The organism is Paenibacillus sp. QJM3NY_38 (assembly GCF_056173265.1).
The window spans coordinates 6271529-6293169 of the sequence record NZ_CM149665.1; the positions used below are offsets into that span (position 1 = coordinate 6271529).

The 21641-nt window shown below is 50.0% G+C and carries 21 protein-coding genes; 5 read left to right on the plus strand and 16 right to left on the minus strand.

The features are described 5' to 3' along the window. Nucleotide 1: 1 nt before the first annotated feature. Nucleotides 2–613, minus strand: a complete 612-nt coding sequence (uptA, locus tag AC0VZ8_RS29190; protein WP_071219598.1) for an undecaprenyl phosphate transporter UptA — start codon at nt 611–613, stop codon at nt 2–4. 151 nt (nt 614–764) lie between these two features. Between uptA and AC0VZ8_RS29195 the strand changes: the two genes are divergently transcribed. Next, on the plus strand, nt 765–1079 hold the full coding sequence (locus AC0VZ8_RS29195; RefSeq protein ID WP_071219599.1) for a hypothetical protein: 315 nt from the start codon (nt 765–767) through the stop codon (nt 1077–1079). A gap of 75 nt (nt 1080–1154) precedes the next feature. On the opposite strand, the gene AC0VZ8_RS29200 is transcribed toward AC0VZ8_RS29195, so the two are convergent. The 5 genes from AC0VZ8_RS29200 to yyaC form a co-directional block, all read right to left on the minus strand. Next, nucleotides 1155–3386, minus strand: a complete 2232-nt coding sequence (locus tag AC0VZ8_RS29200; RefSeq protein WP_475485229.1) for an O-antigen ligase family protein — start codon at nt 3384–3386, stop codon at nt 1155–1157. Between the two features lie 220 nt (nt 3387–3606). Further along, complete coding sequence (locus AC0VZ8_RS29205) at nt 3607–4782, minus strand: class I SAM-dependent methyltransferase (protein WP_194544580.1); 1176 nt, start codon at nt 4780–4782, stop codon at nt 3607–3609. Nucleotides 4783–4818: 36 nt separating this feature from the next. After that, entirely contained in the window at nt 4819–5502 is a 684-nt protein-coding gene (locus tag AC0VZ8_RS29210) for a DUF6483 family protein (protein ID WP_071219721.1), read from the minus strand. 337 nt (nt 5503–5839) lie between these two features. Beyond that, complete coding sequence (locus AC0VZ8_RS29215) at nt 5840–6631, minus strand: alpha/beta fold hydrolase (protein WP_475485230.1); 792 nt, start codon at nt 6629–6631, stop codon at nt 5840–5842. A gap of 108 nt (nt 6632–6739) precedes the next feature. Beyond that, on the minus strand, nt 6740–7279 hold the full coding sequence (yyaC, locus tag AC0VZ8_RS29220; RefSeq protein ID WP_475485231.1) for a spore protease YyaC: 540 nt from the start codon (nt 7277–7279) through the stop codon (nt 6740–6742). Nucleotides 7280–7462: 183 nt separating this feature from the next. Here yyaC and AC0VZ8_RS29225 point away from each other — a divergent pair, with 183 nt between their 5' ends. Next, entirely contained in the window at nt 7463–7690 is a 228-nt protein-coding gene (locus tag AC0VZ8_RS29225; protein ID WP_015737472.1) for a DUF1128 domain-containing protein, read from the plus strand. Nucleotides 7691–7770: 80 nt separating this feature from the next. Here AC0VZ8_RS29225 and AC0VZ8_RS29230 read toward each other — a convergent pair whose 3' ends face one another. Both AC0VZ8_RS29230 and AC0VZ8_RS29235 read right to left on the minus strand, forming a co-directional pair. Next, nucleotides 7771–8487, minus strand: a complete 717-nt coding sequence (locus AC0VZ8_RS29230; protein WP_475485232.1) for a pirin family protein — start codon at nt 8485–8487, stop codon at nt 7771–7773. Nucleotides 8488–8552: 65 nt separating this feature from the next. Continuing rightward, nucleotides 8553–9557: an asparaginase gene (locus AC0VZ8_RS29235; protein WP_475485233.1), complete on the minus strand. Its 1005-nt coding sequence runs from the start codon at nt 9555–9557 to the stop codon at nt 8553–8555. A gap of 284 nt (nt 9558–9841) precedes the next feature. Here AC0VZ8_RS29235 and AC0VZ8_RS29240 point away from each other — a divergent pair, with 284 nt between their 5' ends. From AC0VZ8_RS29240 to AC0VZ8_RS29250, 3 genes are all read left to right on the plus strand, one after another. Beyond that, complete coding sequence (locus AC0VZ8_RS29240) at nt 9842–10099, plus strand: GlsB/YeaQ/YmgE family stress response membrane protein (protein WP_071219604.1); 258 nt, start codon at nt 9842–9844, stop codon at nt 10097–10099. Between the two features lie 47 nt (nt 10100–10146). Further along, nucleotides 10147–10557 carry a YtxH domain-containing protein gene (locus tag AC0VZ8_RS29245; protein ID WP_216534039.1) on the plus strand — a complete coding sequence of 137 codons (411 nt, stop codon included), beginning with the start codon at nt 10147–10149 and terminating at the stop codon, nt 10555–10557. Between the two features lie 134 nt (nt 10558–10691). After that, nucleotides 10692–11123, plus strand: coding sequence for a DUF5665 domain-containing protein (locus AC0VZ8_RS29250; protein ID WP_475485234.1), 432 nt, complete (start codon nt 10692–10694; stop codon nt 11121–11123). A 93-nt stretch (nt 11124–11216) separates the two neighbouring features. Here AC0VZ8_RS29250 and AC0VZ8_RS29255 read toward each other — a convergent pair whose 3' ends face one another. The 8 genes from AC0VZ8_RS29255 to AC0VZ8_RS29290 all read right to left on the minus strand — a co-directional run bounded on the left by AC0VZ8_RS29255 (nt 11217) and on the right by AC0VZ8_RS29290 (nt 21471). After that, nucleotides 11217–12194 carry a magnesium transporter CorA family protein gene (locus AC0VZ8_RS29255; RefSeq protein ID WP_475485235.1) on the minus strand — a complete coding sequence of 326 codons (978 nt, stop codon included), beginning with the start codon at nt 12192–12194 and terminating at the stop codon, nt 11217–11219. A 128-nt stretch (nt 12195–12322) separates the two neighbouring features. Continuing rightward, nucleotides 12323–13093 (minus strand): sigma-70 family RNA polymerase sigma factor, encoded by a 771-nt coding sequence (locus AC0VZ8_RS29260; RefSeq protein ID WP_009594120.1) that lies wholly within the window; start codon nt 13091–13093, stop codon nt 12323–12325. Continuing rightward, complete coding sequence (rsbW, locus tag AC0VZ8_RS29265; protein ID WP_427495788.1) at nt 13090–13539, minus strand: anti-sigma B factor RsbW; 450 nt, start codon at nt 13537–13539, stop codon at nt 13090–13092. Before rsbW ends, AC0VZ8_RS29260 begins: the two co-directional genes overlap by 4 nt. Before the next feature lie 32 nt (nt 13540–13571). Then, complete coding sequence (locus AC0VZ8_RS29270; protein ID WP_009594079.1) at nt 13572–13895, minus strand: STAS domain-containing protein; 324 nt, start codon at nt 13893–13895, stop codon at nt 13572–13574. A 112-nt stretch (nt 13896–14007) separates the two neighbouring features. Then, on the minus strand, nt 14008–15687 hold the full coding sequence (locus AC0VZ8_RS29275; RefSeq protein ID WP_475485236.1) for a response regulator: 1680 nt from the start codon (nt 15685–15687) through the stop codon (nt 14008–14010). Between the two features lie 19 nt (nt 15688–15706). Next, a complete protein-coding gene (locus AC0VZ8_RS29280) occupies nt 15707–16579 on the minus strand; it encodes a CheR family methyltransferase (protein WP_076325426.1) in 873 nt (290 codons plus the stop codon). 60 nt (nt 16580–16639) lie between these two features. Next, nucleotides 16640–20299, minus strand: coding sequence for a response regulator (locus AC0VZ8_RS29285; protein WP_475485237.1), 3660 nt, complete (start codon nt 20297–20299; stop codon nt 16640–16642). Then, a complete protein-coding gene (locus AC0VZ8_RS29290) occupies nt 20296–21471 on the minus strand; it encodes a PP2C family protein-serine/threonine phosphatase (protein WP_071219612.1) in 1176 nt (391 codons plus the stop codon). Before AC0VZ8_RS29290 ends, AC0VZ8_RS29285 begins: the two co-directional genes overlap by 4 nt. Nucleotides 21472–21641: the final 170 nt, after the last annotated feature.

The window sequence follows — 21641 nt, forward strand, 5'->3', positions numbered from 1 at the left end:
GTTATTTCGACCTCGCTTTCGATGATTTTATCCATTTTATCAAAAAATAAAGAATCATGACGGCCAATGCCCCCAGCAGAATTTCCTGCACGTACGGCCCTGCCTTCTCGTCAATATGCTCCCATTGATCGCCCAGAAGCAATCCGAGGTATAAGAATAATGCCGTCCATGGGATAACGGCTAGGGTGGTCAACAGCGTAAACCTTCCCACAGGCATCTTGGATATGCCTGCCGGTATGGAAATCGCATGCCGTACCACCGGTACAAACCGTGCCGTAAATATAACGCCGGTACCATACTTGCCGAACCATTCTTCAGCGTAATCGATATGCTTCTTCTTAATCAATATGTACTTCCCGTACTTCTCCAAAAAGGGCCTGCCTCCGTAACGGCCGATCCAATAAATAAACAACTGTGCGAGCACACCGCCAACAGTGCCAAAAATCATGGCTCCGATAAAGTTAACTTCACCTAGGGATACCAGATAACCGCCATAGGCAAGTACGATCTCGCTTGGAATGACTTCCACCATTAAACCTATCATGATTCCAAAATAGCCCAGCTGCTGGATCCATTCAAACAACCTGGCTACAGCCTCGTATAAGAATTCCACGCTTGTCCCCCGCTTTCTTCCTGCGTTGATTTCTTATACTAGCCTATTCTAACACAGCTCAGGACATGCCTTCTACTGCGCCCAATTATAGGCGGCACAGTGACTTTCGCCCGTTTCGGGACATATGGTGAAGCAAAGGAGTGAGTTACGCATGCATTCTCCCCATGCCAAACAACCGGGCAGCAAGCCCCCCTCCCCGCGCGGTATACGGCGGGCCTGCAGCAAAGAATTATACCGCACGACCAAACGTCTCAAGCTGTACCTTCCTCCGGAATCCTTGAAGCAAGGCGAAGAATTGTATTACCGGAAGGTGATCGGCAATTTGATCTGGATCCACGAAAACTACAGTAATAAGAAGCTTTTGTGCGACTGGTGGGAAAAGGAAGTCTGCGGCGAACTGGCCGAGCTATGGGAGGTTCCGGAACGTCAGTTGGCCTCGGCCTTCCGGGATGCCTTCGGCGGATAACACTGCGCTTCCTTGTACTAGCAACTATCCTGAACGGGCAGGCACGCGATAAGCCGCTATAGGCTGCTACACACGTTAGCGGCGGGAAGGGATATCTGCCTGTTCAGGCTGCCTAGCCGCGTGCTTTCGTGTTCCCCCATTCAACGTTTTTTCCAATCGTGTGGTTTGCCTTACCGCAAGTATAGACAGATCGAATTCCCGGTCATTCCGATAAGAATCCATCTCATGAAGATTTGCCGCAAGGGAACGATAGCGCTTCAAGATATTCAACCCGGTCCGGGCCGCTTTAACCGATCTGACGGATTCACCTGCCGTCCGGTGCCAATCTGCGAGGGAAGCCAGCTTCAGCACGGCTCGGGTTTGTTTGACATCATTGAACCGATCCTGATCGATGGCCGCTAGATACCAAGCTGCCGCTTCTTCCGATTGGCCTCGGAGCGAGTAAGCCTCTGCCAGCTTCCAGCTCAGCTCCGGGTGATTCGGTGCATACACCATACTTCGCTTCAGCAGCGGGATTCGCTGGCTTGGGGGAAGCCAATCCGCCAGGCACAATGCTGCCTCCGTGTTGGCGGGGTTCCACTTTAACGAGGATTGGAGGAGCGCTGTTTGCGCTCCCGGCGGTTCCGAAGCGGCCCTTCGCTCTTTGACCTCGCTGATGCCCAGCGCAGCAGCGAGAAGAACCCAGCCCGCGAGCAGAATGATCGCCGTAACCCGGAGCAGTGACAGCGACTGTAACGGCGGATATTCCCGCTTCGTTTTATAAACAGCTAGCCGCTTCCTCCCTATTTTGAACCGTTTGTGTCTTTGAGTTGTATGAGGTCCGTTTTGCACTTCCTGACCAGAAGGAGTCGTAGCGAAGCCCATTACCGTAAGCCACAACAGCAGCAGCCATACCAGCCCAAAGCTCCAGTCAAAATCCACAGTCGCGTGCACGATCAGCACGAGGACAGCGGGCATAAGCCGGGAGCTCACAGTTATAAGCCTTGCCACCATAAAGCTAACCAGAACAAGGACAAGCAGCAGCCCGATCACTCCCGTATTCAGCAGGACATCCATATATCCGCTGTGCACCTCGGCACCCACATAGGGCTGGGACTGTATGGCAAGGTAGGACTGCCGCCACGTCTCCCCTCCCCGTCCCAGCCACAGCGACGACCGGGCCAGCTGCCACGCGTCGCTGTATAGGAGGCGGCGCGCGCTCAGCGTTGCCGCGCCGCCAAGTGTCCGATCCTGCACCTGATGCAGGATCAACGCTCCGGCTGCGGCAGCCAGCAGCGCCGCAGCTCCCAGGGCCCCTGGCGCGGCATACCGCCGCCGCGGGCCCCCGCTGTGCCGCCAGCGGCACAGCAGCAGGCCGGCGAGGACGCCGCCGGCCCAAAGCCCGGCCAGCCACAGCAGGCCGGGCAGTACGGCTGGAGCCAGCTTGGCATCAGCCAGCTGGCGGTACAGCAGCGCCGCGCTCGCCAATGGCGCGGCGGCAGCCACCAGGAGCGGCGCGAAGGCACGCCGCTCCTTAGCGAAGCCGGCCGCGCACGCGAGTGCGGCCGCGAGCCAGGCGCCGCGCGACTCCGTCAGGAGCAGCGCGGCAGTGTAGGGCAGCAGCGGCAGCAGGGCAGCCGCTGCGCGGAGCGTGCCCGTCCGGGACCGCAGGACGGGCGGCAGCGCGAACAGCCGCTCCAGCAGGAAGGCGGCCATCACGGCCCCGAATGTGTTCGGGTACTGAAGCAGGCCGCCAAGCCTCGCGCCGGACGCGCTGATGTCCGCATCCGCCGTATGATAGATCCCATACGGCAGCTCCAAAAGCCCATATACGGCAAGCAAAGCGCTGCCGCACAGCACAGCGCCCAACAGATGCCAGCCTATTTGCATCAATCGTAAGCCGTCACCTGTACGGCTTATACGCCAGGCAACAGCCGTAAAAGAGGCATAACTTCCCCACAGGATGATCTCCTTCATCGTGCCTTCCAGTGAGAGCGGCCGCCCGATCCCATGAAGCACGTACATGAGAATCATGCCGCAGATGCACCCCAATACCACTCGCAACCCTTTATCTAAATTAACCAAGCCCAATATCGTGCCCGTGCCAGGAATTCCCCGGCCTTGGATTCCATCATGCCGTTTAGCTGCCATCATAAGCAGCAGAAGCATCCCAAATCCTGCTCCGACCCCATAGACATCCCCGTCAAAAAACATCCCGCTCCGGATACCTGCCACAAAGACAAGTGCAATCAGCATCATCCCGCAAATACGATGCAGGGTCCTCCATGCCATGAACCAGCGCCCCCGTTCCGATGCATAACCATTCATCCCCGGCTGCTCCTTACAGGGCATCCGTCCTTCGTGGCCAAACCATCTATTAGCATTGTGGGCAAGGACATACGTTGTTATTCTTGAAGCAGCGGCGGGGAACTCATCGGCGCTATAAGGCCGCTTGACCCCCGAAGTTTATACTTTCTGACTATCTAAAAAAGCGATGAAAATGCAGTCGCACTTTCATCGCTTTTTCCGGAATCCGCATGATGTGATTTTACGTATCCGGCAGCAAGTCCTTGCACGCCCGTTCCAGATATGGCGAGGCGCTTAAAAAATCGCGGAACGCGGTATATTCCTGCCACAGTTTATCCCGATCTCCCGCAGAACCGCTAACCGCCCGGATCAATATATTCTTCGGAGTATGTTCCATATCAATAAACTCCAGCAGCTGCGTCTTGTAACCCATCAGATCGAGGAGCTTGGCTCGAATGGCGTCCGTGGCAAGGGCCGAGAAGCGTTCCTTCAATATACCGTGGGACAGCAGCGGCTCCATAACAGGGCTTTGGACTTGGGAGAACAGCTCATGCTGGCAGCAAGGGACCGACAGAATGACTGAAGCGCCCCAACGAACCGCTTTTTCCAGTGCAGCGTCTGTCGCCGTATCGCATGCATGCAGCGTGACCACCATATCCACCTGCTCCAGTTCGTCATATTCCGCAATGTCCCCGACAAGAAACTGCAATTGGGTGTAGTTCAGTTTTTTCGCCAGCATACTGCAGTGTTCGATGACATCCGCCTTGAGATCCAAACCGACAATATTCAGCTTTCTGCGCGCGGTTACCGCCAAATAGTGATATAAAGCGAAGGTCAGATAGGATTTGCCGCAGCCAAAATCAACGATCGTCAGTGGACGGTCCTCCGGCAGGTGGGGAAGCACATCCTCAACCATCTCCAGGAACCGGTTGATCTGTTTGAACTTATCGTATCGGCGGGCAAATACTTTGCCCTCTTCACTCATGATGCCGAGTTCCACCAGAAACGGAACAGGCTCTCCCTCTTCAAGGATATATGTCTTTTTCCGGTTATGGGACAAATCTGTCTTTGTCTTGGAGGGGGATTTGGTCAGAATCGAAACCTTGTATTTCTTCGAGATCAGAACCTGATAGTCCGCTTCCGGCGTATACATCATCGCTTGCCGGAATACATTCTCGAACATGTCAACCAGCACGGCCTCCGCCTCATCGGCCGGCACGTTCTGATGGGTGACTTTGGTTCCGGAATAATAGGCAAACTGATAGTGCAGCTTGTTCTTGAGCTCTACGGGCTTAACCGTTACTTTGCTGTAGGTCATGCCTTCCCGCTTGCGGAGCTGGCTTAGCGTAGCCGTGATCAATGATCCTTCTTCCATGATGTTGTGAATCAATTTTCTTAATGCATCCAAAAGGTACATCTCGCTTTCTTTATATGATAGACAGGTTAATCCCGCTTAGGTCAACGACTTGTCGCCGTTCACCGCTTCATGCGGAAAACGACGCTTAAGCTCATCCATTCCTTCATGGACTTCCTCCAGCGGAAGCCCGCCCTTCGCCAAATCCTCAGGCAGCTTCAGCTGCAATCTTTGATAGAACTGCACAGCTTCGCCATATTCCATCTTGCCATTATCCAGCAGTTGGTAGAGGGTGTTCTCCGCTTCTGCGTACATCCCCTGCTGCTCCGTATACGCATAGTAATCCCGCATCGCTGTTTCTGGCCATGCATACGACCTTAAACGTTCTCTCACCATACCGATCCGTTCCGTCAACCCGATCAGCTTCAAATCCGCTCCTTGCAGGGCCGACTTCAAATATAGCTGAAAGACCTTGGTATAGAGCATAACGGCTTCTTCTTCACGCTCCAACTCAAGCAGCAGGGACGCTTCCTCTTCCATTAGCCTGGCGGCGCTTTGCAGCTTGTCCGCTTCCAGATAACCGTGACTGCGAAATAGCTGCTCAATATCGGCAGCGGACAATGAGCGAAGCAGGTCTGAATTCAACCGGAACTGCCGTTTGAAGAGCTCATCAATCTCCCATAGCGCTTCTGTGTGCTTCCGCTCCTGCTTAAGCGAAAACACCTTGGCAATCATCTGTGTCATATCCTCAATTAGCCTCACGAGATAATCCCTACGAAACATGCACTCGCCCCCAACCTGCATCCGTGCCGGATGCAGCATATTGTTGAGCTGATCTAACCTTCCGGTAATTCCCGCTGCCGAGGAACTTAGGACCGGTACCTGTCAGCTACCGTGAATCCCCCTGCAGGTGCATTCATGCCGGGTCTATTGCCAATCCGGATCACGATTAAATTGTAGGCTATCCGGGGCCAGAATTCCAGTAGCCGCCCTTATGCCCGTTCAGGCTTTGTTTAACGGTATCCGGACACGAAGGAAGGTCCATTGCAATTGCAGCCCCACAATACAACAAACGGATACCCCGCAATAGGAGTATCCGTTTATTATAAACGATATGGATTTATTCTTGCTCCAGCCGTCCCATGAAAGAAGATATGACCTCGCCGAGCTTCTCCGGCGTCTCCATCATACTCATATGTCCTGCGCCCTCGATTACATATTGAGTCACGTTGTCATGGTCTGTCGTAAAGGTACGCTCTGCCGGAATCAACCCGTCCTTCTCCCCTGCTACCAGCAGGATAGGCAGAGTGGACGCCGAGAGCACATCGCGTCGGTCCGGACGCTCCCGCATCGCCAGCGCCGCTCCGATTGCTCCCTGAGGTGGCGTTAGATAGCCTATCTCCTTCGCCCGCTGAATACATTCCGGCTTGTTATCCTTCGTATCCGGAGCGAATAAGCCGGGCACCAATCCGTCAACAAAAGCCGTAATGCCCTCCCCTTGGATGGTGCTGACCGCTTTCACCCGTTTTTCCTTCGCTTCATCCGAATCCGGATAGCCCGTAGAATGGATCAGGCCAAAGGCGTTCAAACGAGAAGCGTAACGCTGGGCAAAAGAGAGCGTGATATAGCCTCCAAGGGAATGACCGAGTAGAGCTGCCTTCGGAATGTCGAGCTCATCCATCAATAGCAGTACATCGTCTGCCATCTGTTCAATGGTATACGATCCCATCGGTGCATCAGACCGCCCGTGACCACGGAGATCCGGTACAATGACTCTGAAGCCTTGAAGAAATGGCAGTACCTGTTCCCAGTAGGCGGAGCTTCCGCAGAAACCGTGAAGCAGAATGATCGGCTCTCCTTGTCCCTGATCAACATAACAAATCGTGCTGCCGTTGCATTGTACTTTTTCCATAGCGATACCCTTCTTTCTATTCAGCGGATGCCATGTGGTAGACACCCATTATTTTATAAAGAATGATCTATTATTAAACAAAAACAACCCCGGCTGAAACGCCATGTCTTACGGCCTAAGGCCAAAGGCAATAGCGGCTTGCTTCGCTATCTGCTCCGCCATCCCCATGACTTGGTATAGGGACGTCACTTGGAGAGTCCAATACGGCTTCGGCCCATGGACGTTCACAACCGCTGCCACGCTGTAGTCCCCCACTGCCGGAAGCTTCCCGCCGACGGATTGGGCCGGTGTCAGCGGACCTTCGCTTGCAAAGAAATAACCGACGGAAGAAGATTGTCCCAAGCAAGCATCAATAGCAATAACCACTTGATCCTCGGGTATACTTTGAAGCCTTGCCTCAAGATTGAAAGCGTCACAAGGTTCGGGCAGCGTGCCGATCACCTGCGGGAAACCGTATTCCGAGAGCCGGCTTCCTGTTAGCGGTCCGAGTGCATCTCCTGTGGAACGGTCAGTGCCAATACATAAAAATACGATGCTCTCCAGCGCATGCCGCTGCGAAATCGTCCGAAAAAAATCCGCCAGTTCATGCCCCGACATTTTAGCTTTTACAGCCTGTACGCCTGGCGTCTTGCCGGCTTGTTCGCTCATGACGGACCTCCTCCTTGATTACATCGCTTAAAACCTTGCTTTTTACAGCCTAAAAACCTTTTTTTCCTGATTTTAACCTATCTCTGTCTCCGATGGCAAAAACATTGGTCGAGCCGCATGGTAACATGGTACAATACAGGGATGAAAATCGTAAATCCGCCTATGAGAGGATGGTGTTAATCCATGGATTTGAGTGAAAAATCACAAGCTAATGTCGAGTATATGATTGAACAGATTAAAACCAAGCTTCGGATGGCTACAGGTGCTGCCATGCAAGCCTCTGCCTTCTCGGTTAACCAATATGATGATATTTATGATTTGTACGATATGGTCATGAATAAGCAAAACCTGAGTATATCGGAAGTGGAAGCAGTTGTATCGGAGCTCGGGCAGCTGCGCGGAAACCAGTAGATCATCATTAACCCTTTTATAGCAAAGCCCCCGGAACTTCGCTGATCCAAGCGATGTTCCGGGGGCTTTGTTGTCCTTCTCTACGGCATATCGATCATCACCACTTCCGAGATCCCCTCACTTGAGTTCCCTCGAAATGTCAGCTTATGACGCCGCTGTATCCTGGCGGCATCACCCGCAGTAATATCAAACTTGCCGTCTTCCGACGATATTTCGACTTGACCGCTAATGACGTACAGGTGCATTCTCCGATCCCCTGCCAGGCTGTACGTCAGTTCTTGTCCTGTCTCCAGTATGGTACTGTATATCACAACATCCAGCGATTGGGGCAAGCTGGATTCACCATTGCCCGACCCGATGATCGGAAGCATCTGGTTCAACTGCTGTTCCTTTGTAAAATTGCCTTGGTGGTGACTGGTCTCAAGATCCGGCTCCGCAGGTAGAAACCACATTTCCAGGTAGCGTACGTCCTCGGACGAGGCATTCTTCTCTGCATGGTACACGCCGGTGCCTGTATTCACGACATGAATCGAACCGGGAGTCAGCTCCATTTCTTTCCCTGTATCATCTTCATACGTTAACGCGCCTTCCAGCACCAAATGGACAATGATCAAATCATGATGAAACCTTCGATCAAAACCCTCCATCGGTTTAAGCATATATTCATTATGCGCCAGCAAGCTTCCAAAATGCTCGTTATGCGGATCCGTATAATCCTCGAATGAAAAGCTGAATTCACTATGAATACCGTCTTTATGGGTAGTATGTCTTTCCGCTGCCGTCATGATCTTAATCATGGCCGGTCACCTCCGCCTTTTTTACTATTCAATACCCCGGCGGTTTCCGGTCTAATCAGTCATGCTTAAGCTCGGTTCAGCATAAACGCGGTTTCCACCCTGCCTACTTTCAAGCCCCCATCGTTGCATAAATCTTTGGGATACGCGGATTTCAAGCGATCGATGGTTGTTTTGTTGCTATACCCGATTTGCTCCAATATGGACTCCGCTACCCAGCCCCATTCTTCTTCTGATCCATCTGCAATTTTGAACGAAATGCCGAGCCGCTCCTTCTTCAGTCCTAAGCAGTACACGCCTTTAAAGCCTCCTTTGGCCACAATATTATCGTCTTCCAAGAGAAGGGTGTCCACCTTTTGATTTCCTGCCACCATATAGGGAGATGCGTGCATAGCCTCCGTGATTCGGATGACCGCCCTTTTTGTTGGCTCATCCTCGATAAGGTCCGGGGATGCAAGCTTCATATAGGCTGTAGCCAAAGCGCGAAGCGGCATGGCGAATACCGGCAGGCCGCAACCGTCCGTTCCCAATCGGATATCAGAGGGAGCCAGTCCCGACAAATAGGAGACCGTCTGAAGGATCTCCTGCTGCAGTGGATGTTCCGGCTGATCGTATCCGAGCAGCGGGTACCCTTTCATCTGACAATAGGCCAACATGCCATAATGCTTGCCGGAGCAATTATGGAACCATTTGCTCTTGTCTCTCTGGTCTCGCAGAAGAGCCTCTTTATTTTTCTCATCCAGCGGCCAGCTCGACGCGCAAACCATATAAGCTTCACTAATATTGACCTTGCGGGCAAAGCCTTCCAATACTTCGGTATGAGCCGGCTCCGCCCGATGCGAAGCCGTCATGATCGCGATTTCCTTATCCGTCAGCCCATAATGGTCAGCAAGCCCGCCACGGATGGAGGGGATTGCCTGCATCGGCTTGGCCGAAGAACGCGTAAATGCGATATATTCCGGATCTCCCGCGTATGCCTGTATGCTTCCTTGTTCATTAACAATACATATATGTCCATTGTGGACGCACTCCAATATGTCCGCCCGATATTCCTTCACTAATACAGTGTCCATGTTAAATAACTCCTTCTATAACCGTCTGTGACCGTATTCCTGCACTTAAAAACCTGTGTATATCTGGCACCTATAATCCTCGATAATTCGGGGATTGTTGCAAATCTGTATTCAGTATAGTACAAAAATCTGCAAATAACAGCAGGCGATCATTCCGTAGGGGACGGACACTTCATTTTATCTCCCGTTTAACGTTGTCCTGTTTCACGATGTGGCCTTAGGTTTAATTACGAGATAAGCAAGCCCACTCGAAAAACATTGCTCTTTAAAAAGGAGGCGATCGTATGTGGGGAATCATCATCAGCATCGTAATGGCAATCATCATCGGGATCATCGGGGATGCACTGGTTGGTCATGAAATGCCGGGCGGAATTATCGGGTCCATGATCGCTGGTTTCGTAGGCGCATGGCTCGGACCATGGCTCTTCGGAGCATGGGGGCCTGTCATCGGCGGATTTGCCATTGTGCCCGCTATCATCGGTACAGCTATCTTCGTATTCTTGCTCGGTCTTGCTGCCAAGCTATTTAGACGTACAGCCTGATTCTCGTGTCTATATTCTTTTTATATTAACTAAAAGGAGTGAAAGTTATGAATCACACAGAACAAGAACATCCAGTACAAAGCGGTTCCACATTCTTCAAAGGTGCTTTCATCGGTGCCCTGGTCGGAGCGGCGGCAGCTCTGTTGTTCGCTCCAAAGCCAGGCCGCGAACTGCGCGGGGATTTGTCCGAGAAACTGAGCATGGTAACGGATAAAACGAAGGAAGTTGCTTATACCGTAGGCGATAAAGCTTCTGAGCTTGCGAAAACCGTGGGCACCAAAGCCTCCGATGTGATGGCCACCGTAAATGAAGGCCGCCAAAGCATTATGTCCAGCGTCAAGGAAGCATCGGCAGACGTGTCCAGCGAGGTTTCAAATGCTTCCAAAGACGTAAAGGATAAAGCGATGGACACCTCTTCCGATGTCAGCCGTGAAATGAAATCGACAACGAATGTTTAATTCGTGAGGTCACGAATAGCCAGCTGACACAGCTGGCTATTTTTGTGCCAGATCGTGACAGTCAGCTTGTAAGCATCATATGGATTGATAAGTGAAATGAAACGGCGTTTCTGCCTGGAAAGCGGGGATATCTTATGAGTAAAGCGAACCCATATCATAGCGGCTCCAGCTTCTCGACCCGGAGCGGCGATCGTTCGACACGACGCAATGAGCCACGAAAGGAATCAGAATCAAGCATGGAAAGACGCTCCCGGGAAGCGGATAATATCCAGGAGCACCCCTTTGAACTGCGTCACGAAGTGAAGAAACTGAACACGCGTCTGGACAAAATTGCCAACACATTGGAGAAATCCGAAATGAAGGATATGATCGAGAATTACATGAATCCCAAGAAACGCATCATTGCCAACCTCACAGCCGGACTATCACGGGGACTAGGCTTAACCCTTGGCACGGCGCTCGTGCTGGGTCTTCTGGGTTACATTCTCAGCTTCTTTGTCAACGTACCGATGATTGGGGATTTCATCTCGGATTTGCAAGGATATATTGATCAATCCCGATCCTAGTGTATCTTTATTCGCATGAAAACGCCCGGTGCCTAAAGAGGTCACCGGGCGTTGTGATCATTGTTGCTGCCATTCATGGATCACCATTATGCCTCAAAGATTTTTGTTGCTGGACTTCACTTGAAGCAGGTCTCCCGTCCATCCCTTCGCACGCATCCAAAGATACATGCCTCCGGTCCATAGCAGGGTAAAACCGCTGACTACCGCAAATCCCCAGAACGTCTTAATGGCGGGCAAATTTTCAAAGTTCATCCCCCAGATGGCTCCGACCACGGTTGCGGGTGTGAGCACAACCGTAAAAATCGTCAGCGTCTTCATAATTTCATTGCCGCGGAACGCGGAGATGGCATCGTCTATCGATACCAGCGTATCGATTTCTCGCTCATAATGATGAATCAGCTTCTCCATTCTTTCCACTCGATGCAGGAGCTGTTGAAACGAGCGACTGCTATCCAGCTCGCCATGATACCCTTCCTTTGCTGCAGCGATCAGTTCCTGAAAAGGAATGAACAGATTGCTCCACTCCAACAGCTCAAACCGGGACGTCAGAATGCTGTCCATTAAGGACTTCCGGTTGCGCGTGCGCATATCGCTTTCGACAAGACGCAGGTTATGCTCGAAATGATCCATTCCCGCATGGTAATAATGCAAAATGGCCCGAGCCAGCACAAACATGCCGTCGACGGGCTTTTGGCATTGATGAAGCATGGAAGCTCTTTCGGACTTAGCCATCACGCTTCGGGTATGGTCATCCAAATTGATGGTGATCAGCACTTGGTCGTCCGTATAGAAATAGAACTGTTCCGACTTGTAATGATCGGCATCATCCGTAACCTTATACATCATGGTTCCCATAATGACCGGCTCCACCCCATCCTTGAATCGGACGGATAAGTAATTTCGTTCCTTTAACGTTGAAGCCTGATCAAACCATTCGGCTGTATAAGGATAGCGCGTCCGAAGTTCACCGATCCAGGAGGATTGCCAGTTATCCGTTCGAACATCGTACCACTTCCATCCCCCCGCAAAAGTATAAATATCCTGACCTTCCATCCTATCCGGCCCCAGCATGTTTTACTGCCACTCCCTTCTGTAAATACAAAATCGCAAGGTTCCAAAAAGGCACGCTTTCCTGTAATGGAGGAAGCGTGCCTTATGTTGCTATACGTCTGTTACTGTTACTACGAGGCTTGTCCATATCAATAAGAAGAATTGGACATGATCTGCTTCAGTTTTTCCGTTGCCCGCTTCTGGATACGCGAGACACTCATTTGCGACACGCCTAACCTCTGAGCGATAGCTCTCTGGGACTGTCCCTCCTGAAATGCCAGCAATAGCACCTTCTGCTCTTGCTCCTTCAACTGGCTCATCGCCTGCTGAAGATCCATGCGCTTCTCAACGGAATCAAAATCATTCACATCCGAACTGATTAGCTCTCCAAGCGTCGCTCCGGTTTCTTCCTGGGATAATGGGGAATCCAATGATACATAATGATAGCATTCACGTCCGGCCAACACTTCAACCGTTTCCTCAACGGAAAGATCCAGGTAGGATGCAATCTCATTCACATCGGGAGATCTCTCCAGCTTCACCATTAGTTCATCAATTGCTTGCTGAACCAAGGCACCCTTTTCCTTGATTCGTCTTGGTACTTGAATGTACCATGATTTATCGCGGAGAAAGTTTTTCATATGACCGATCATGCTTTTCATGGCATAGGGCTCAAACGGAATCCCCAGGCTGATGTCATATTGCTGCAGAAGACGAATTAATGCCATTTGGCCAACCTGATACAAATCCTCGTACAGGTCGGGCCGATTCCGGGCAATCTTGCCTGCCGCCATTTTGACCATCGGTTCATATTTCTTAATCAGCACCGTTGCGATATCGTTATCCTTCGTTTGCTGATATTGTTCAATTAAATGAACAGCTTCATCTCTGGACTCTTGGGGAGTCGCTTTATCACTCATACGGGCTCCTCGCTTCTTGCGAGACGCTTCGTCAGCGTAACCTCGGTTCCCTTTCCAGCCTGGTTTGTCACGCTTACCTCATCCATAAGCGCCTCCATCAGGTAGAAGCCTAGTCCTCCGATTTGGACCTCGCTTAGATCTTTATCATGAAGCGTACGGTTGCCAACCGCTCCCATACTGTCGAAACTCTCCCCTTCGTCTCTGACCGTAATGGATAGCGACTCGCCGGTCACTTGAAATAAAACCTCCACCATTCCGCCTTCCTGACTATAAGCATACAAGACCGAGTTATTACAGGCTTCCGACACCGCAACCTTCATATCTTCAATCTCTTCATAGGAAAAGCCCATCTTGGAAGCTATTCCATACAGATTCAGTCTTACAATATCCACGTATTCAGCACTGGCAGGCAAATTAAGCGTTACTCTTTGAACATCTGAATTCATTCTTTTCGATCCTTTCCTATTGGGAATTCTTCTTACGACTGAAAGAACTTCGCAATACCCGTCATATCGAACAGCTTTTGAATTTGCGGCGGAACTTCCTCGACTGCAAAGCGTGCTTCCATGCCATGTCTGGCTTTCAGTATCGACAGAAGAATACCAATACCCGTACTATCAATATATGTCATGTCCTTCATGTTGACGATCAAGTCTACTTCGGAATTGCCGACAAGAGGCTCCATCACTAATCGAAAATCAGGAGCGACGGACAGATCAAGTTCACCGCTCAGAAATACCGTGCATACGCCCTCGTTCATCTGGGTCTTAGCATTGAACTTATCATTCGTTTTTGTATTCATAGACACTCTCTCCCAATCATTTGTTTTCCCTTTACATAACCCGTTATCTCGCTTGTTGAAACAGGTTAAAGAGGGTTATGGGCAAGCTAATATATGGAAATCGGTTTCCCTACTAACCGTTGATGATGCGAACAGGGCTTGCGGGCATATCCCATCCCTCCGGTTCTACCGGTACATACCGGGATATCAGGTGCTTCACACAGCTGATTTTGACCGGCTTGCTGATGTATTCATTCATGCCCGCGTCAGAGCAGCGCTTCTGAATCCCGTCCATCACATTCGCCGTCATCGCAACCAGAACGGGAGCCTCAGCTTCCGGCTTCATCTGGCGGATCAGTCGTGCCGCCTCAAGACCATCCATTACCGGCATCTGCAAATCCATGAAGATCATGTCGTAGACTTTAGGACCTGCAACCATCTCAACGGCCTGTCTGCCATCCTCCGCCATATCCGCTTTCATCCCCATCTTTTCCAGCATACTGTCCATCAGTTTTCGATTAATCGGATGATCGTCCACAATCAGGATGTTCGGTTGCCTCTCCCCATGCACACGATATTTTGCCGAACGCTCCTCTTCCCGTAATCGTTGATGCTCTTCCTCATGCGTATGAACGCAGATCGTAAACACGAAAGTGGCTCCCTTGCCTTCCTTGGACTCCACTGCGATCTCTCCGCCCATCATTTGTACGAGCGATTTACAGATTGCAAGCCCTAGTCCTGTTCCACCGTACCGTCTTGTCATTGAGGAATCCAACTGAGAGAACGGCTTGAACAACCGATCGATTTTTTCGGATGAGATGCCAATTCCCGTATCCTTGACCGTGAATTCAAGGGTTAATCGGTCTTCTTCAGTTTGGGCAAGCGAGACAACCAAATACACACCACCCTCATTCGTAAACTTCACGGCATTGGATACCAGATTCACCAATACTTGACGAAGGCGTCCCATATCACCGAATATGATCGCAGGAATTTGATCCTCAATGTAATACGTGAGCTCCAGATTCTTCTTGGAGGCTTCTCCGGAGAACAAACCAAACACTTCCTGAACGCAGGACTTGAGATCAAACGGATATTCCTCCAGCTCCATTTTGCCTGATTCCATCTTGGAGAAATCCAGAATGTCATTAATGATGTTAACCAAGGCATCCGCACTGTTTCGGATAATGGCTGCATATTCCCGCTGCTCATCCTGAAGATCGCTGTCCATCAGCAAATCAATCATCCCGATGACGCCATTCATCGGCGTACGGATCTCATGACTCATCATCGCCAGAAATTCCGTTTTGGCTTTGGCGGCAATCTCCGCTTCTTCCTTGGCCAGCACAAGCTCTTGATTAATTTTTTCAAGCTCCTGGGTCTTCTGATGCAATTGCATGGACTGAATCTTCAGCCTGTTATTGGTCCGGTACATATCGACAAAACCCTCGATCTTGGACTTCAAGATTTGAGGGATAAAAGGTTTAACCATATAGTCGATTGCCCCTGCGGAGTATCCTGCAAAAAGATGCTCCGCGTCCTTGCTGTTCGCGGAAATGAATATAATCGGAATATCCTTCGTCTTGTCTCTCGCCTTGATCAGCCTTGCTGTTTCGATACCGTCCATGCCGGGCATTTGTACATCAAGAACAATCACGGCAAAATCATACTTCAAGAGATATCGTAAAGCCTCTTCCCCCGAAGTAGCTTTAATTAGCGTGTATTGTTCGCTGTCCAGAACAGCTTCGAGCGCAAGTAAGTTTTCAGGGCGGTCATCTACCAACAGAATATGAATCGGTTCGTGAAACCCCATGAGATCCTCCTACAAAACTCTATTTAATCTTCCGGTATATTTTCTCCACCCGGTCCAGCGTCTCATAAGCTTCACTATAATTCGTAAAGTGTATGGACTCTTTAGAACCCAGTACGAGAATACCAAAATGGCTTAGACTCTCGTGAAATAATCCGTGTACGTGATCCCTCAGCTGATCATTAAAATAAATCATGACGTTCCGGCAAAAAATCACATTAAACTCGTTAAAGGAACGGTCTGTTGCCAAATTATGCTCGGCAAATATCATGTTTTTCTTCAAAAACGGTTGGAAAATAACCGAATTGTACTTCGCTGTATAATATTCAGAGAACGAGCGGGTACCGCCCGCCTCCATATAATTCTTGGTATATTGCTTCATGCGTTTAATGTCGAATACGCCTTCCTTTGCCTGCTGGAGCGAACGCGAATTCATGTCCGTCGCATAAATCCGGGACTTCTCATACAATCCCTCTTCATGAAGCAAAATGGCCATGGAATACACTTCTTCTCCGGTCGAACAGCCTGCATGCCAAATCCGTATATAAGGATACGTACGAAGCAATGGAACTACAGACTGCCTGAATGTCAGGAATAGCTTCGGATCCCTGAACATTTCCGTAACCGGAATCGATAGATTATATATAAGCCGCTCAAAACAAGAACGGTCGTGAAGCACTTTATCCTGTAGGGCTGATATGGTGGACACGCCCTCGGCATGAACATGATGCCAGATTCTCCGCCTCAATGAGGGAATGGCGTAATTGCGAAAATCGTAACCATAGAATCGATGAATACCTTCCAAAAGAAGCTCAATCTCGATCTGTTCCAGCTCACGTTCGCTTTCCTCTGTTAACAGCAGTTGTTCTGATTCCATATGGTCACTAGATGACATCACGCTTGCACCGCTTTCCCCGTGTTTATTTGCTACTTGTACTTTACCCACAAAAGCGGCTTACGAATACAACCAAACCCTCATAAGCGAAAGAAGTTGCTCCGTTTGTATCGGTTTCTTCATATAATCGGAAGCTCCCGCTTCAATACATTTTGCACGATCCTCTTTCATGGCTTTGGCTGTCAGGGCAATAATCGGCAGTTTCTCGAATTCCGGCATTTCGCGTAAACGCCGCATCGCCTCATAACCGTCCATCTCCGGCATCATCATATCCATTAACACCAGATCAAATTCCGGATGATCCTGAAGCAGCTCGATGGCTTCCCTGCCGTTTTCCGCAAAGGTAACTTCCATATTGTAACCCTCCAGCACGCTGGAGAGAGCAAACACGTTGCGGATATCATCGTCCACCAGCAGAATCTTCTTGCCTTCAAACAGCTCTTCCTTATTGTGCAGCTTCTGCAGGATTTTACGTTTATCTTCCGGCAAATCAGCCTCGACCCGATGGAGGAACAGCGTCGTTTCATCCAGAAGCCGCTCTGGCGATTTCACGTCTTTGATGATGATCGACTCTGCATATTTGCGAAGCTGCATCTCTTCCTTCGAATCCAGGTCCTTGCCTGTATAAATAATGATCGGCAGATCCACCAGGTTCTCATCATCGCGGATCTGATCCAGCAGCTCAAAGCCTGTCATATCCGTCAGCATCAGATCCAGCACCATACAATCATAGCGCTGTTTGCGAAGCTCGCTGAGCGCTTCGGCGCCTGTGGATGCCGCCGTAATCGATACATCGTCATGACCAATCAATTCAATGATCGAATTCCGCTGTATGTCGTCATCCTCAACAATCAGGAGATGTTTCATCGATTTTTCCGCATAGGATTCGATATGCGTAAACGCGTCCTCCAGCGCTTCTCTCGATGACGGCTTCTTCAAGTAAGCGATCGCACCCATCATTAATCCTTGCTTCACTTCATCCACGACCGAAATGACATGCACTGGAATGTGGCGCGTAACCGCAGAGCTCTTCAGCTCGCCCATGACAGACCAGCCGTCAATAACCGGAAGCTGGATATCCAGGATAATGGCATCCGGTTTGTACGACTTGGCCATCTCCAGACCGATATCCCCCTGCAATGCAACCAAGGCCTTGAAGCCGCGGCCTCTGGCCATATCCAGAAGAATTCTGGCAAACTTCACGTCATCCTCGATGATAAGCAAGACTTTATCTGTCGGTCCGAGCTGATTGCGATCGTCATCCACTTGTACGGATGGCTGAACCTCTTTTGTAATCATCTTCGCTTTCGGTACGATCAGATTACTCTCCGTGGGTGCCTCAATTGCTGCAGCTGCTTCCTGGTTACTCTCTACCAAATCCGGATGACTGGCTGGCAGGAAGAGCGTGAAGCAGCTTCCCTTGCCTTCTTCCGATTCAACCAGAATGCCCCCGCCCAGCAGACGGGAAAGCTCGCGGCTGATAGATAAACCAAGCCCGGTTCCCCCGTATTTACGGCTGGTTGTGCCGTCTACCTGCTGGAAGGCTTCAAAGATCAGATCCGTTTTATCCGCCGGGATGCCGATTCCGGTATCCCTGACAGCAAAGGCCACATAATCCGTTTCGGCATTCAGATAAAGCGGAAGCTTCTCCTTGTCGGCCTTTTCCACATGCAGCTCGACGGAGCCGCTATTGGTAAACTTGAAGGCATTCGACAACAGATTGCGAAGAATTTGCTTCACGCGATGGCTGTCCGTGACAATGCTCTGCGGAATATCTTCACTGATATGCACACCCAGGTCAATATGCTTGCGTGATGCCACGGCGGCAAAGTTCTGCTCCACGAAGGCTTCAATATCCGGAAGCTGAACGTCCTCATAATGGATCTCCATTTTCCCGGCATCCACTTTGGACAGATCTAGAATCTCATCAATCATTTTGAGCAGATCGGAGCCCGACATGTATATGGTCTGTGCATATTCAATCTGTTTATTGCTCAGATTTCCATCCTTATTCTCCGACAACAGCTGTGATAATATCAGCAGACTGTTTAGCGGGGTCCGCAGCTCGTGAGACATATTAGCCATGAACTCCGACTTATACTTCGTTGTAATCGAAAGCTGCTTCGCTTGCTGCTCAAGCTGCATTCTCGCCTTCTCGATCTCATCGTTCTTCTCTTCCACTTCCTGCACCTGTTCCTCAAGCGCACGCGTCTTGGCAACAAGCTCGGTATTGTAATGCTCCAACTCTTCCTGCTGGCGCTGCAGCAAGTCTTCGGAACGCTTGAGGGCATTGGTTTGCTCCTCCAGATTTTCGTTGGTGCGGCGAAGCTCTTCTTGCTGAGTCTGCAGCTCTTCCGATTGAACCTGAAGTTCTTCGGTCATGGCCTGCGATTCGCGCAGCAGCTGCTCTACCCGCAGACGACCTGTAATATTGTTTAGAATGATGCCAAGCGATTGACTCAGCTGAGATAAAAGCTGCTCCTGCAGTGATGTTGTTTCTTCAAAGGCTGCCAACTCAACAACACCCAACACTTCATTCTCAAACAGAATCGGATAGATCATGACCGATATCGGCTTCGATGATCCCCAAGCGGATTCCACCTTCATGTAATCCTCCGGCGCACTTTTCAGTACGATCGGTTTCTTGTCGAGCGCAGCTTGACCTACAAGCCCTTCCCCGATCATGAAGGAAATCTTCGGCTCTTCGCCGCCTTCATGGGCGTAAGAACCTTTCATCTCCAACTTATTCGGATGTTTGTCTTCTTGACGAATATAGATCGCTCCATAATGAGCACCCAGAATCGGCGTAAATTCGCTGATAAACCGCTGACCGACTTCCTCCAGGGAATTGATCCCCTCCAGCAGCTCCGTGACTCTGGCCATATTCGAGTTGAGCCAGGACTGATCACGCTGCGCCTGGAGATAGGTTTCCTCGATGCGCTGCTTCTCGATAATATCTTCGGACAGGTCTTTAAATACCCGGGCCACATCGCCAAACTCATCCTTGGACGTAACTTTAATACGACGGATCGCCTTCAATCTGCCTTCTCCAAAGCTCTTCAACATCATGGAGACTACGTTGATGCCTCGGGTAATGCTTGGAAGAATCCATAGAATGACCAGCATTCCTAATAACAAACCGCCAGCCATGATATAGATAAACATTTGGACAGAGCGGTCATATGCTGCTTTCGCTGCTGTTATATCATCATTGATCTTCTGGTTCTCGTAGCTGCTAAGCTCGTTCAAACTCGTCAGCATCTCTTCCTGGACAGCTTGTCCGGTCGAATTACGAAGCAGATTAGCTTCCGTTGCGTTGCTCTTTGCCAGCAGCTCCAGTGTCTTATTTTGATAAACGATATATTGATTCACCGCACGCTCAATCCGAACTAACAATTGTTGCTCTTCCGCGGCATTTGCACTTTCTTTGATCGCTTTAAAATACGTTTGAGCTCGTGCTGTCATCGTTTCCAGTTCCTGTTCGGACACAGCATACGTAGACTGATCATTGCTCAAGATCATGTTCGTAAGCTCTCGAGCCATATCGTTGACTTCTCCGCGCATTGCGCTGGAGTTTCGTACCTTTTGGTAGCGATCCTGATAGATCTGGTTCAATTGGTCGTTCATATAACTGATTCGGTCATAACCAATCAAGGTCAGAACCAGCATGAGCGCCAGCAAAGTCGTAAAACCAATGACTAACTTGCTCCTAAGCTTCATTGATTGGTTTCCTCTCCTTTTTTAAGAGATATCCAAACCAGGCATTTATCGTCCTCTCGCTCCTGCGATGGATCATCCACAAAATATTGCTTCTTCATCTCATCTTCTCTCCAATGATGACGGCCTCCCAAATGCTCCTTCAGATAATCCAGCTTCTCGTCATGACCGCCCTCCACCAGTTCGAGCAGGCCGTCCGTATACATAACCAAATGTCCTTCACCTTCATATTGAAAGCTTCTTGGCTCCATGTCTTCGATCCGGTCAAACAATCCCACCGGGCAGCAGCCTTGATCCAGGGTCATCACATCCCCGCTCTCTTGAAAGAAGAGAGCCGGCGGATGCCCTGCGTTGACGTAGTCCACCCGCTTTAAACGGGTATCCACAACAAGATAGATCGCTGTAAAATAGTACTGTATCAGCTGTTCGCCGAGGTTTAACTGATTGAACCTGCGGTTCAATTCCTGAACCACCTTCTCCGGTTCGACATAAGTCGTCACCGTGTCCTTCAGAACCGAAGCGATGAACATACAAAATAGGGACGAAGTAATCCCGTGTCCCATCATATCCAGCAGAATCACGCCATAACGGCCATCACCAAGCGGGTACCATGCGTACAAATCTCCCGCAAGCTCTGCCGAGGGCTGGTACAGCGCATGAATCTCAAGCTGATCATCTTCGATTGGTGAGCTCAATACGGCATTCTGAACCATGGCCGCAAGCTTCAATTCGGCCTGGACCCGCTGTTCCCTCTCAATATGCCAGTCTTTCTCATGCTTCAACCGGAGCGCCAGGCGTATGCGTGCCATCAGCTCTACCTTGTTGATCGGTTTCGTTACGTAATCGGCGGCACCGGCATCCAGCGCTTCGGCCAGCTTCTTGGAATCCCCGACGGCGGTAACCATAATGATCGGTATATCTTTCAAATGCTCGTATTGCTGAACTATACGGCATGCTTCTATTCCATCCATCTCGGGCATCATCATATCAAGCAGGATCAGATCGATGTCCGATCTCCGGGGATGGAGTTCTTGGCTGCGATCGCCGATCCCCAGATGCTCCAGCATTTCCAGGGCTGAAGATGCAGATAGAGTGTTCTGGTAATTTTCTTTCTTTAAGATTTCTCGGATAATAATGACGTTAGTCGGATTGTCATCTACGATTAATATTCTCATTGCCCTCTCCCTTAACGTTTCGGATTATACGATAGAAATCCTTTTCCTACTATTATACTATAATAGCCCTCTGATCAATTGCCATAGAAAAAGGTTCTAAATCTTGAATCTTCCACTTTTACTAGGTATATGGAACATTCTTTTAAAACATAGATAAGGAATGAGACGTC